11 protein-coding genes are annotated in these 12,806 nt (G+C 56.9%); 2 read left to right on the top strand and 9 right to left on the bottom strand.

The features are described from left to right. The coding region (locus AB4Y71_RS15690) for a hypothetical protein (protein ID WP_441721796.1) at positions 1-239 on the top strand (239 nt) is incomplete at its 5' end. Here the strand turns inward: AB4Y71_RS15690 and AB4Y71_RS15695 are convergent. The 5 genes from AB4Y71_RS15695 to AB4Y71_RS15715 all read right to left on the bottom strand — a co-directional run bounded on the left by AB4Y71_RS15695 (position 236) and on the right by AB4Y71_RS15715 (position 7,737). Then, a complete protein-coding gene (locus AB4Y71_RS15695; protein ID WP_441721799.1) occupies positions 236-1,549 on the bottom strand; it encodes a Y-family DNA polymerase in 1,314 nt (437 codons plus the stop codon). The two genes, AB4Y71_RS15690 and AB4Y71_RS15695, sit on opposite strands and share 4 nt — an antisense overlap. Beyond that, positions 1,531-1,902 (bottom strand): LexA family protein, encoded by a 372-nt coding sequence (locus AB4Y71_RS15700; RefSeq protein ID WP_441721946.1) that lies wholly within the window; start codon positions 1,900-1,902, stop codon positions 1,531-1,533. Before AB4Y71_RS15700 ends, AB4Y71_RS15695 begins: the two co-directional genes overlap by 19 nt. 179 nt (positions 1,903-2,081) lie before the next feature. Continuing rightward, positions 2,082-3,005 carry a hypothetical protein gene (locus tag AB4Y71_RS15705; protein WP_441721801.1) on the bottom strand — a complete coding sequence of 308 codons (924 nt, stop codon included), beginning with the start codon at positions 3,003-3,005 and terminating at the stop codon, positions 2,082-2,084. 164 nt (positions 3,006-3,169) lie between these two features. After that, positions 3,170-5,764: a DEAD/DEAH box helicase gene (locus tag AB4Y71_RS15710; RefSeq protein WP_441721804.1), complete on the bottom strand. Its 2,595-nt coding sequence runs from the start codon at positions 5,762-5,764 to the stop codon at positions 3,170-3,172. Further along, entirely contained in the window at positions 5,761-7,737 is a 1,977-nt protein-coding gene (locus tag AB4Y71_RS15715; RefSeq protein ID WP_441721807.1) for a site-specific DNA-methyltransferase, read from the bottom strand. Before AB4Y71_RS15715 ends, AB4Y71_RS15710 begins: the two co-directional genes overlap by 4 nt. A gap of 188 nt (positions 7,738-7,925) precedes the next feature. On the opposite strand from AB4Y71_RS15715, the gene AB4Y71_RS15720 reads away from it, so the two are divergent. Next, on the top strand, positions 7,926-8,492 hold the full coding sequence (locus AB4Y71_RS15720; RefSeq protein WP_441721810.1) for a hypothetical protein: 567 nt from the start codon (positions 7,926-7,928) through the stop codon (positions 8,490-8,492). Between the two features lie 245 nt (positions 8,493-8,737). On the opposite strand, the gene AB4Y71_RS15725 is transcribed toward AB4Y71_RS15720, so the two are convergent. The 4 genes from AB4Y71_RS15725 to AB4Y71_RS15740 form a co-directional block, all read right to left on the bottom strand. Next, positions 8,738-9,730, bottom strand: coding sequence for a PIN domain-containing protein (locus AB4Y71_RS15725; protein WP_441721813.1), 993 nt, complete (start codon positions 9,728-9,730; stop codon positions 8,738-8,740). A 228-nt stretch (positions 9,731-9,958) separates the two neighbouring features. Further along, positions 9,959-10,549 carry a recombinase family protein gene (locus AB4Y71_RS15730; protein WP_441721816.1) on the bottom strand — a complete coding sequence of 197 codons (591 nt, stop codon included), beginning with the start codon at positions 10,547-10,549 and terminating at the stop codon, positions 9,959-9,961. A 396-nt stretch (positions 10,550-10,945) separates the two neighbouring features. Beyond that, positions 10,946-11,365, bottom strand: a complete 420-nt coding sequence (locus AB4Y71_RS15735; protein WP_441721818.1) for a DUF302 domain-containing protein — start codon at positions 11,363-11,365, stop codon at positions 10,946-10,948. Positions 11,366-11,453: 88 nt separating this feature from the next. Then, positions 11,454-12,782, bottom strand: a complete 1,329-nt coding sequence (locus AB4Y71_RS15740; protein WP_441721821.1) for an MFS transporter — start codon at positions 12,780-12,782, stop codon at positions 11,454-11,456. Between the last annotated feature and the right edge of the window lie 24 nt (positions 12,783-12,806).

Below are 12,806 nucleotides of genomic sequence, written 5' to 3' on the forward strand. Positions count from 1 at the left end.
AAACCGAATTCGACTCCGGAGCTTATGACCAAATAAGCAAAGCCTTCACCTTGATTCTGGCCGGGGTAGCAATTTTGTTCGCGGGCGGAAGCCTCGCTGGCGTGGCTCCCAGTATTTGGGTTTTGGTGCTGTGGTCAGGGCTGGTTGTTATGCTAGGGGTACTGGGCTTCATGGGACTCGGCGCAAGTATCAGTGCAAAGCGCGCGGCCATAGCCGTCTATAAGCATCGCTACCCTTAGGCGGCTTTCACGGTCAACAGCTCACGCCAGTGGGTCGTGTACCGCGGGCTCATCATTTCCCGCCGCATCTCCCACGCCGGCCCCTGCTGTAGTCCAGCACGACCTAAGCCGATGGACTTCACACCGTGCTCGGAACGAATCTGCTGGATCAGCGGGCCGATCTGTTTCGCCTCATGCGCCGAAACAAACGGGTCAAATGTCTCCTGCATCGCTACCGGCTGCAGATCCATCACCACCACACCAGCCCGCGCATATTTCACCCCGACCAAGATCTGGGGGAGTAGCTGCTTCGCTGCGCGGGTGAGCACTACCGGATCAGCAGTCGGACCGGGCAGTTTCACCGTGATCGCTGGCTGGTGATCCTGGTGCTGGTTGTAGTAGCTGGTCATCGCCCACGCGGAGAGGATCTTGGCCTGTTTCTGGTGCTTATGCAGCCGTGCCGAGGCTTGCTGCGCATAAATCCCCATCACCTGCTCCATGCCCACCCGATCAGTGATCGGATCGGAGAAACTGCGGGAGAAGATCAGCTGATCCTTGATCACCCGTTCTTCTTCCATCGGGATGCAGGGAATCCCGCGCAGCTCTAAAACGGTGCGCATCTGCACAATGGAGAACTTATCCCGGATACGCACCTCATCAGCATCCCGCAGCTCTTTTGCCGTCCAGATCCCAAGCCCCCGCAGTCGTTTAGTCAGCCGGGGGCCGATGCCCCAGATCTCGACCGTCGGAAGGCGGGCTAACAGGTTTTCGGTGGTGGTCCGTGGGGCGCGGTCCCACACGCACACCCCGCCTAGCACACTGAGTTTTTTGGCGCACTGGTTCGAAAGTTTGGCCAAGGTCTTCGTTTTAGCGATGCCCACACAGACCGGCAACCCGGTCAGCCGAAACACCTCAGCCTTGATCTGCTCACCCAGGGCTTGCAGCTCATCCAGCGTGCCGCTCACGCCGAGGAAAGCCTCATCAATGGAATAGACCTCCACCCAAGCCGAGAAACGGCCTAAAAGCTTCATGACGCGGGTCGACATTTCCCCATACAGCTCGTAATTAGAGGACTTCGCAACCAGCCCGAGACGCTCAGCGTCGGCGGCGAGTTTGAACCAGGGCGCCCCCATCTCAACGCCCAGGGCTTTGGCTTCGCTGCTGCGTGCGACCGCGCAGCCATCATTATTGGACAGCACAATCACCGGGCGGGTTTCGAGCTTCGGGTCAAAGACCCGTTCGCAGGAGACATAGAAGCTGTTCACGTCCACGTGCGCGATGTATTCGCCCCGCTGTGCCGGGTCGGGGGAGTCTAGAGGTGATGGAGGCATGTGGTGGCCACGCCCCAGATCCGAAAATCCGATAGTTCTGCCACGCGCAGATCGGGATAGTCCGGGTTCTCAGCCTTGAGCACCACCCCGGCAGGGCCAGTGGATAACCGTTTGACGGTCATCTCCCCGTCGATCACCGCAATCACCACGTGTCCATCTCTAGGCTTTACGGAGCGGTCCACGATCAGCTCATCCCCATCGCTGATCCCCGCACCCTGCATCGATTCGCCTGAAACTCGGACAATAAACGTGGAGACCTGGTCGCGGATCAGCATCTCTGACAGGTCGATCTTCGTGTCTGAGTAGTCCTGGGCGGGGGAGGGGTAGCCGGCCGGGACCCGGTCCAGCGCCATCGCGATCACGCGCTGCGGCGGGGACGCCAGTGCACATACTTGTATTCGATCAACTTTCATAATGATACCCAATCATAGAAACTATATTCTAATATTTGAGTGTAGAAGGATGGACCGACATTTGAGGTTGAGAAGGGGACCACTGTCTCCGCATTATTAGAGGAAGTTTCATAAAGTGCCTATTGTGTGCGGGCTTTGTGCAATTTGCTGGCTGCATTTCCCGGGTTGGAACCCCGTACGGTGATGCACCACATGTTAGGTATTGCTCGGCAAGTTGGGCACTCGATACCTATTCCACTTCTAGAATTTGGGCTCATTTTCTTCTTCTGCTCTGCACTGACGAACCGAGCGGCACCCGAAATTATGCAACTTGCAGCTAGCCCTGCAACTCCGAAACAGGCGATGAGTATAACCGGCAAAAGCTGCGAGATAAGGGAGGCGACTGAATTCTCGACGATTTTATTGATGGCATAAACGGCTCGATCACTGTATGTCGGATATCGATTCTGAATCTTGGTTGACCACTCAGCAGATTTTTCGAAAATTGCGTGCCGTACAGGGTCTACCCATTCACGTCCCTCGTCAGGAACCGATTCAGCATGTTCAGTCTCAGACTGGCGTTCGCCCAGTTGTTCAAGGGCGGCCTCAGACGAATCTTGAACAATTTCGTCAATCATCTCATCGATAGAGGACGATTTCAGCTGTTCGATAAAAGTTGTGTAAACCGTAGACATCTCTGACGAAGCCAAGACTGAGCGCATGGAGTTGAGTGCTCCGGAGTTGGCTAATATTCTTTGAGCTGCGTTGCTGGCGTCTATCGAGACACGCATGGAGTCGAGTATGCCGGAACTGGCCATCGCTTGTTGTACTGCTTTGGTGGTGTCTAGCGAAGCTATCGAGGCACGCATGGAGTTGAGTGCTCCGGAGTTGGCTAATATTCTTTGAGCTGCGTTGCTGGCGTCTATCGAGACACGCATGGAGTCGAGTATGCCGGAACTGGCCATCGCTTGTTGTACTGCTTTGGTGGTGTCTAGCGAAGCTATTGTTTTCCGCAGAGATTTGAACTTATCGGATTCAAAATCCGGATACTGGGCGATGTTCATGATGTGAATTCTACTTCTGGGTGAAACGTCCTTCGCCAATACTTGACTGAGGAATAGCTATAAAGGCCACGCAACTAGATGTTCGGCTTACCTTCTTTGTGATTTTTGGTGGAAGCAAATAGGCGGAAAATCCAAATCATTCATTGGTAGTCCAGCGCTATCTTTTAGTAAACTCCTCCCACTTCACGGAACAGTTGCTCGATGGCTTCTTTGGACGTTGCCTGGGACAACTTTTTCTCCAAATGGTCGTCGGTTTGGCCGGAGAGCTGGATCGCCAGCAGAACGCTCTCATTGTTCTTGATGACAATCGCGGCCCGACGGAAGTCAGCGTCATGTTCGCGGACGTAACGGGCCAAGGCCGCCCACTTTGGTGAAGTATCAGCCAGCGAGTGGTTGTGCGGGTCCACCAGGTCAATCGCTACTCCGTCCTCGCCGTCATCGTGGAAGAACAGGAAGTCTGGGTAGAGGTTTTTGGACACCTCGGAGTCCAGATAGTGAACCGACAGTGCATGGCTTCCGCCGACAGGGTTCCTGTACCAGCCCAGCAGTGTGTCAGAGGTTTGCTCGGCTTCAAGGACGCTTTCCTCCCAGCCGGTGAAGTTATCGGGGAACAGTTTGGTCTCGGGCAGCGCGTAGAGATGGCCCGCGTACAGCGGCAGGGCCTCGACTAAACCGGTGTCCTTGTTCAGGATCTCCGTTTTCTGGGAGATTGTCTCGGGCATGCCGAGAGTACTGGTGAGTGCAGATCCGAGGGGAGCGAAGATGGTCTCGAATTCTTGGCGCTGTGTTGGCTTCAGGCGTGCCACCGAGCCGGCCGTGTTCCGTCGCCAAGATTCGACGCGTGCACCGCACTGGGATTCTAAGGCTTCCCGAGCTTCGGTAGACCGTGCCAGGGCAACTGTTCGGACAACCACTTCATCCCATTCCAGTTCTCCGGCGATGACCAGCGAGGTGCTGTACCAGGCTGCGGCGGCGTCGGGGAGCCGTCGTTTGGCCTCCTCCAGAAGCTGGCGCAGATTCTTCTGACTGGTAGCAGCCGTACGCGCAGTGGTCCCGGTGTTGGCACCGCTGTACTGGTCGAACGTGGCCATTTCAAAGCTCACTTCGAGCAACGAGTCGGCAATCTTATTGATAGCAACACGGTTCTGGCTGTACACCGAAGCTAGGGTCTCCACGACCACTTCGCGCGATTCCTGGGTGTAGGAAGATCCACCTGGATGCTCGAATTCGGAGTTGTCCAGCAGAGTACCGAGGCGCACTAGGCGATTCACGTTCGAGCTGAAACGGCGTACCGGTTTCTGCTCCCGCGACAGACCGCTGATGGCGTCCCAGACTGCTGTCGGAATATCCGGATTTCGCGTCATGCGCTTGGGATTCAACTGCACCGGAACCTCGATGTCCGCCGAATCCATGAAAGATTTCACGACCATCGCCACTTCAGCTTTGTTGAAGTGCGGCAGATACAGATCCACTGAATTCAGATCGTCGAACTCCGGCTCTTCGATATTCTTGGCCAAGGGGTTGCGCACCATTCGGCCGATGAGCTGGGCGATCTGCGTGTGCTCTTGAGCCGTACGCAGGGACACCATGACCTCGGCGCGGGGGCAATCCCAACCGGTGGTCAGTGCCTGCTTGAAGATCACTGCACGCAGGTTCCCCGATTGCGAGATCGAGGTCGGGGCAATGTACTGGACCACCCTGGGCATTTCGACACCGCTCAACCAGGTGGTGGTCGTGATGGGTGAGTGCTCACCGAACGAATGGGCAACGGAATCGGCGTCGTCAAAAGCGTCGGAGGCATCCGTGAGTGTCTGGACAATCTCGCCGATCTTGGCATCGGACGTCATGTCAGGCACCTGAATGGCCAGAAGCGGGACCGGATAGGATGAAGCGCCCGTGGCACGTGCCCAGTCCTGCCATTGCCGGTCGGAATGGTCCAAGTCAGCTACAGCCTGGCGAATCAGGGTGTCATCACTGGGCTGGTCATCCACCGCGTAGCTGACGTTGATGCGCTCTTTGATGAGACCGGAGGCGCGCACCTTTTGCACATCGGCAACGACCTGCACCAGAGATCGACCCGATGCGCCGCGCATGGCCTCCTCAAATTTCTTAGGCGTTGCTGACAACCCGATGACAATAGGCGCCGGCGGGTTCACGATGGTGCGGAAAGTGCCGTTGCCTCCCGGCACCTCGATGGTGGCTCCGTCGAGGATTCGGCGCAGTATCGTCGGCCGGCTCCGGTCGGTGGCTCCTCGGTGGGCCTCGTCGACCAGGACGATGAAGCCGCTGCCTCGCTGTTTGATGGTGTTGCCGATGGTTTCCCAGAGCGAATACCGGCGCCCGTCGCCGGTCTGGATGTGGCGTTTTGCACCGGTACCGAGTTTTTGGACGTTCAGGAAATAGACGAGGCCGGGGTTGAATTCTGCCTGGTCAAAGTCTGCTTCGACAGTCCTGAGCATGTTTATGTTGATACGGTCGGACGAGGCTTGGATCTTCTTGCGGGACTGCTCGTTGAGTTCTGCGTCGTCGGTGAGCCATAGAACGGTGGTTTCCGGACGCGGATCTGAGTCTTCCGTCCCGAAGAACAGCCCCTCCAGAACGGCCGAGGCAATCACGGTTTTGCCGGCGCCGGTGGGAGCGCTGATGCCGATGGCTGTCTTGCGCTCACTGTTGGAGCGGAGGCGTTGGGTAGCGATGCTGATTTCGTTGAGGGTGTCCTCAACAACGTCGGCTTGGTAGTCGGCAAGGGTGAAGTTCACGAATCGCTCCGGTTGATCTGGAAGGCGTCAAGGTAGGAGCCGTAGATGGGCTCAACGGTTATCTCGTCCCCGAACGCTTTGCCGGCGAGGCCGCCCTGTTCGGGAGAGTCGGTGATGATGAAGACGTGTTTGACCTGATTGGGCTTGGTCGCTAGAAGTTCGGCAAGTTCTGCTGCTTTGCCTGCGTTGAACAGCACCGCCATTGAGGACTTTTCGTTCCATTCGTAGTCTGGGCTGTCCTCGGTGCGCTGCACAATTGAGCCCACTGCGCCGGATTTCATCCAGAACAATGGTGCGAGGTTCTCGTACTCCAGCGCTGCGTGGACACGGCTCTCTTCCAGGTAGGCAAGATCCAAGAACTCTACGTTGGCTGGCAGACTTTCTGAGTAGGCAGATCCGTCTTGGCGGACACCGGTCACGATGGTCTCGATGCGGGGCTTGGTGACGTGATGGAACACGCCCTTTGCCTCGTATTCTGCGGAGCCTGGCTGATGGCCGGCTTTGCGCAGCGCGGCGTCGTCTTTGGCTGACAGCTCGTTGTTGGTGACCAAGATGCACTGACGCGTACCTTGGTCCTCGGCGTTCAAGCGTATGACCGCCTCAGCAGTCGTGCCTGATCCGCCGAAGAAATCGAGAATCACGGCTTCTTTGGGGGCGGCAAGCCCAATCCACCTCATCAAGACATTGTGATCCTTAGGGAATGGGAACCGTCTGTCATTCAAGATTTTTTGCAGATGTTGACTCGACGCCAACCTGTTGGTTGAAAATACTGAGGAAGTAACTTGAGATTCAACGCTGTCTAGGTATGACTTCCTGCGCGGAACTTTTTTTTCGTCCGGTCCAAAAGCAATCTCCCCAGCGTCAATGAGCTCTTGCATTCGTAAAGGGGAGGCATAGCGCCATCCGGCTGAAGGAACAGTAACTGGCTTATTTGTGATCGGGTGAAGGACGTCGTAGCGTGGCCCACCGGAGCCCGGCCACGAAAGCGGCACATCATCGTTGTATAGGCGACCAGTTATGGGTTCAATGCTCTTGAAACGTGAAATCCCCTCGTCGACCTGCAAGCTCTTGCTCTTAAGCCACAACCGATAGGCCGCTGTTGCTTTTACTGCGTCCCCATCCGCAACCCGAAAGCATTCGGCAGCTTTCGCATGTACTTCGACGAGACCAATTTTCTTCTCGCGCCAAGTCACATCCGATTCGCGTAGAGACTGTTCGTTCTTCGCATAGATGAGCATGTAATCTGCGCCGTTGGAAACGTAGCGGGAATCGTTCTTACGGCCGCCCTGCCAGACCACGTCGGAGATGAAGTTGTTGTCACCGAAGATCTCGTCCATGAGCATCCGCAATCGGTGGTGCTCTTCGTCGCCGATGGCCACGATGATGACGCCCGTTGACTTGAGAAGTTTTTTGGCCAGCGTCAGTCGGCGTTCCATGAAGCTCAGCCACTTGGAATGCTTGAAGCTGTCTTGTTCACCGACGTAGTGGTCGTTGTACTGCCACGTTTTATTGCCTGTGTTGTACGGCGGGTCAATGTAGATCAGATCCACGGATTCCGGGTGGGTGTATCCGAGCATTTCCAGGGCGTGGAAGTTCTCCCCGTTGATCACCACGTGAGCGGGGTCTTCGGGGTTGCCGGTGCGTACGGAACCCACAGTCTTCAGACCTGGGAAGACCACTTCGCCGAACTGCCGAGCCGCCGTTACGTTCGAGAGCTTCTCTTCGAACACGTTGCCATGTTCGTCTGCAAGAGTCACAGAGTCGCCGCTGATGGCGCGGACCTTGTGGAATGTGCCGTCTGCTTCGCGGATGACTGTGCGACCTCGGCGCACCTGGGCCTGGGGCATCCGGATGCCTTCGGGAGAGTGTCGTTCAAAGACGAGTCCGAACTTCTTGGTGGTGCGCTCGAACTCAGCCTTGAGCTTTGCTCGGAGCCCTTCGTCCGTCACCTCGTTCAAGTAGACCTCGAACATGCTTTTGGACATGACACTCCTAGAAAATCGCCGCGCGTACGGACACTAGCTTTATTTCTATCAGCAAAAGGTATGGGCGCCGATCAATTGTCGGATTCCTGGGGTCAATGTCGCATAATTTCAGCCCTTCGAGTCGGACCACGCCCATATTCAGAGAGGTCATAAGCGCGCGCCCCTAGGATAGACGGATGCTACATCTACAAATCGCCGCGACCGCTCAAAATACGATCGCCTGGGCACAGTACATCCCGGCGGTCATCGGTCTTGGTGGTGTCGTCATTGGTGGGCTGATCACGTTCGGTATGCAGGCATGGGAAAGGCACCTCACCCGGACAGCGAAGATGATGTCAGAGGTGGCCGAGATCGTCGTCCTGTCCACAGCCATCAAAGATGGGCTACAGACGATTCACATGCCCGCTGTAGAGTTCAAACTCACCAAAGAGCAGATTGACTCGATTGCAGCCCAAGCGGCGAGTGACTGGGCTGAAGCTCAGGCTAAGCTTCTGCGGCTCGGCCTCACCACAAATAGGCACATCAGTTCGGCGGTCGATCAACTATTGACGTCACTCAAAACTGCAACGAACTACCTTGATCCAAACAGCAGACCAGGATTGAAGACTGATTTTGAATACTCCGATCAGATGCTCGCGAACGTCGAGTTTGACCAAGAATCACTAGTTGTTGTTTCTAGGGCGCCATTTTTACGAAAGAAGCGAAGATTAGCAAGGCGGATAAAAACCAGACTGGGAGATTGATCGGTGTCCGCGCCGACTACCAGCCTCGCCGCCAAGACCTTGCACTGGGAGGACTAAGAATTAGTGGTGGTCACGGAATTATCATTCGCGGCCCTTTATCAGCGGGATGAGAGGTAGTTGATTTTTCAAGTCCGCTGCGTAGTGTTCGCGATATTTTGGGGGAGCGCAGTAACCCGTAGATGTAGTGAAAAATATCGTCCAGGCTCAGTGCCTAATCGGTGATGTTGTCCCGATTCGACAAAATGCTAAGTGTCGAGGAAATCCCATTCGGAACCTAATACCCACCTGAGTGCGGACATTTTTCCATTGAACATCCCCCACTCAAAGTCGGAGTATGGACCCAAAGTGTCGCCGTATTTCGCTTCAACGCGGGCCATGGGAGACCCCGCTATCTCCATGAGCCGTTCAAGCTCTTTGCTCTCCGTTTTACTTTCGAGCTTGAAAATATGATTCATAGTCCGGTGGTACCAGATTCGGTCGAACAGTTCCTTCTCCGCTGTCAGAATCTCTTCTAACAATCGGGGCTCTTCAACAAAATCTGATTCCTCTAGCAGCTCGGACAATACATCGCCAAAGTGCGATTGCAATGTCGACGCAAGACCTTCAAACCCCAATGCATAATTTGATCCTTCTTTGAAGAACGCCGCTTCGAGGTCCGGATGAGGCAGTCGTTTGTCGCCGTTTTCCATGGAGAAATCATTCGAGTTGCTAGTGACGAATGCGAAGGATTCATCGTCATGGTTTGCGTCTGTGCTCGCGGAAACATAAAGCTCAATCAGTAGCGCATCTGCCACGCTGTTACGTGATCGGTGAAAAGGTGCACTCTTTTCCAATCCACGCTGCACCACACGAGTGTGTTCGATATCTGTAGGTTCCAGTGGGACGCCAGCTTTGAGCATTTGGAAGATGTCATCAAAATTGCGTGTTGTCATAGCCCCGATAAGAGGGATGTGATGAGCTAGACCGTCGAGCGCTGAAAGCGACCGTTCTAAGTCGTCGTTTTGATATGCGGTACCGATATCCGTTTTCAGGCTCCGGAATCTTTCGGCAATACGATTTGTCATTGCCTTTTCGGCGCGGGGTCGGTTTCGCTCGAATTCGTCGAGGATCAGTTCTGGGATTAAAAGCCGTAAATCTCCTTGACGGATCAGCTGTTGCATAGAAACGATCCATTTTTGCCCGTCACGTCGAGCAGCGAGGTCAAGCCATGTCGAAGTATCTACCAAAATGCTAAGCACAATCTCAGCCTATAGTCTGTGCAAGCCCAGTCAGGCGTCGGACTCGACTAGATCCTGCGGTATGCATAGAACTTGGAAAATGTCACTTATACAAAACTTTTTAGTCTTTGTATAACTTAGAATAAATAACGAGATAAGTGACAGAATTTGATCGTGGTATGTTTTTCCGAAATTTCGATGTCACGTAAACGACCGTTGGGAAGCGTCTGCGCGATGCCATCAAATCGACTACTTCTTGGTCGATTGGCTTTCATTGGCCAGGTGGCGGTAGAACGTCGCGCGGCTCCACCCGACCAGGCGTGCTGCGTCTTCGGCGGTGCGTCCCCTGGCGCGTGCGTCTTTTGCGATCGCGAGCTTGTCGGCAATCACCGCCGGGTCTGACAGTGGCCGGCCGAAACGGGTTCCGGATTGCCGTGCGGCAGCGATACCAGCGTTGACTCGTTCAACGATCAGCTCTCGTTCGTATTCAGCCAATGAGGCGAGCATGTTCAGCATCATTCGTCCGGTCGAAGTGGCCGGGTCAATGCCATCGGAAATGGAGCGGACGTTAACGCCGCGTTCACGCAAGAGGTTCACGGTGTTCAGGACATCGATGAGGGAACGGCCCAGCCGGTCTACTCGCCAGACCACCACCGTATCTCCGGACTGTGCATATTCCAGCAGTTTCTTCATCCCGGGCCGCTCGATCGCACTACGGCTGCCGGACGTCACATCGGCGAACACGTCGCGTTTTTGCACCCCCGCTGCAATCAGGGCATCAAGTTGCAAGGATGCGTCTTGGCTCGAAGTGCTCACTCGCGTGTATCCCAAATATCTCACTTGCTCAGTTTGACTCGAAAACCCTTGCGCTACAAGTTGCTAAGACGTTTTGCGGTGGGACGACTTAATGAGACAAAAACAGTCCTTATTCTTCCGGCTATTTGAAACAACAGGTTTGGTCTCTGTGCAGTGTCTCAAAAAGCTTTAGGTTTTCAAGACGGTGGTTTCCCGGCTTATCCGCTCAATAACTGTTGTCCGTGGCTGCAACGCCCATCACTCTTTGCTGACTTGGCGGGTGGTGGTCGGCGCGTTTGGTGCCCTTAACACTGTCCGGAACCGGACGGTTCATGGGCCGATTCCTGAGGTACCTGGCTCCGCATGGAGCTCCGCCCAGGAATCGGTGCCCGCTAGCGATGTGGGAATCGTGCGAGCGACCTGTGCCAATGAGGTGAGAACCTAGGTACCTACTGTTCCGGAGATTTCCTTCAATGCCGCCTGAAGCCTGGCGTCGGCTTCGTTGGCGACCTCGCGTGTCGCGTCGCTGTGGCTGAGCTTGACCATGGTTTGCGGGTCGATGGCCTCGATGGTGGTTTCCGTGGCGGCGGGAGCGCGACGTACGACGACGTTGCACGGGAGCAGTGCGCCCAGCTGCGGTTCGGCGGTGATGCCGCGTTGGGCCAGTTGCGGGTTGCAGGCCCCAAGGATGATGTAGTCCCCCACGGAGACCCCGGCCTCCTGGCCCAGCTTTTGGGTGAAGGTCGCCTTCACATCGATTTCCGTCAGGACACCGAATCCCTGTTCTGCCAGGGCGCCGCGTGTCCGTTCGACGGCGTCTTGCCATGACAGCGGGACGGTGATGGCGTGGGTGTAGGTCATGGCGGTTCTCCTCGGGTCGTGGTGTGGAGGCGTGCCGAGCGCGACTGCGTGCTCCGCCACGGCATGGGACCTCGGTTCTGTGGCCATGCTACCGGTTGGTGTGGTCGCGCGGAAGTGTTGCCAGGGCATTGCCCCCAGGGGTCGGCCGGGGATGCGGTGGGTGCGTTTCATGCATGCGGATCGCGACGATCAGCCCTGCGGCTGCACTGAGTGCCGCGGCCATCCAGACGCCGGCGTTGAGCCCGAACAGGTCGGCGACGATCCCGCCAATGATGGCACCGACGGCATATCCGAGGTCGCGCCAGACCCGGTAGACGCCCACCGCGCGTCCCCTCCAAGCGGGATGGGCGACGTCGCCCACGGAGGCCAGCAGCGTGGGGTAGACCATGGCGGTTCCCGCGCCGAGCAATACGGTTCCCGAGGCCCAGGCACCAAAGCCGTCCCCGAGCGCGATGATCGCAAGGGCTCCGGCCTGGACCAACATGCCGGTGGTGATGAGGTGTTTGCGTCCGATCCGGTCCGAGAGAGCACCGGTCGCCATTTGGCCTATGCCCCAGACCCCGGGATACAGGGCGAAAAGCAGGCCGATCTGGCCCATGCTGAGATCCGCGGTGGCGAGCAGGAGGGGGAACAGGCCCCAGGAGAGTCCGAAGTTCAGGTTGTTCACCAGGCCGGCCAGGCTCGCCGAGGACAAGGCCGGTTCCCGGAAGCTGGTCAGGGAAAAGATTTGGCCGTTGGCTAGGTTGGCGTCCAGGCCATGCCGGGCGGAGGCGCCCCGGGCAGCCATGTTTCCGGCATCCAGGAGGGCATGTGGGTGGGTCTCCCGGACGAAAAGGCCCGACAGCAGCAGTGCCAAGGCGGTGTAGCCGATTCCCAAGAGGAAGGGCGCCGGACGCAGCCCGTACTGTTCGGCGAGGTATCCGGCCAGCAGGGACGTGGCGGCCACGGCACCGTAGCCCGCGGCCTCGTTCAGTCCCATGGCCAGGCCGCGCTGGGCCGGGCCTACCAGATCGATCTTCATGATGACGGTGGTCGACCAGGTCAGGCCTTGGTTGATGCCCAGCAGAACGTTCGCGGCGACGACCCAGCTCCAGTCCGGGGCGAAAATGAGCATGAGCGGCACCGGGATGGCGAAGAGCCACCCGGCCAGCAGCACGGGCTTGCGTCCGTAGCGGTCCGAGAGGGTCCCGGCGAACCAGTTGGAGGTCGCCTTGGCGATCCCGAAGGCCGCCACGTAGGCGAAGAGGAACGTGTATCCGCTCAGGCCGAACTCCGCGTGGGCCAGCAGCGGAAGGACGGTTTGCTGTTGCCCGACCATCCCGCCGACGAGTGCGTTGACCGCGACAAGCAACGCGAACTGGGCCGCGTTGGCGCGCAAACCCAGGACAGGGAGGATCTTGGTGGTGGACGGTTTCATGCGCGGACTCCTGGAGTGCCGAGG

Origin of the sequence: Glutamicibacter sp. MCAF14, from assembly GCF_052114325.1 — a bacterium.
Lineage (GTDB): Bacteria > Actinomycetota > Actinomycetes > Actinomycetales > Micrococcaceae > Glutamicibacter > Glutamicibacter arilaitensis.

Bases quoted from the DNA above. Each gene is read 5' to 3' on its own strand.
- AB4Y71_RS15735 (WP_441721818.1), bottom strand. From the start codon at position 11,365: ATGACCTACACCCACGCCATCACCGTCCCGCTGTCATGGCAAGACGCC.
- AB4Y71_RS15705 (WP_441721801.1), bottom strand. From the start codon at position 3,005: ATGAACATCGCCCAGTATCCGGATTTTGAATCCGATAAGTTCAAATCT.
- AB4Y71_RS15740 (WP_441721821.1), bottom strand. From the start codon at position 12,782: ATGAAACCGTCCACCACCAAGATCCTCCCTGTCCTGGGTTTGCGCGCC.
- AB4Y71_RS15700 (WP_441721946.1), bottom strand. From the start codon at position 1,902: ATGGCGCTGGACCGGGTCCCGGCCGGCTACCCCTCCCCCGCCCAGGAC.
- AB4Y71_RS15715 (WP_441721807.1), bottom strand. From the start codon at position 7,737: ATGTTCGAGGTCTACTTGAACGAGGTGACGGACGAAGGGCTCCGAGCA.
- AB4Y71_RS15720 (WP_441721810.1), top strand. From the start codon at position 7,926: ATGCTACATCTACAAATCGCCGCGACCGCTCAAAATACGATCGCCTGG.
- AB4Y71_RS15695 (WP_441721799.1), bottom strand. From the start codon at position 1,549: ATGCCTCCATCACCTCTAGACTCCCCCGACCCGGCACAGCGGGGCGAA.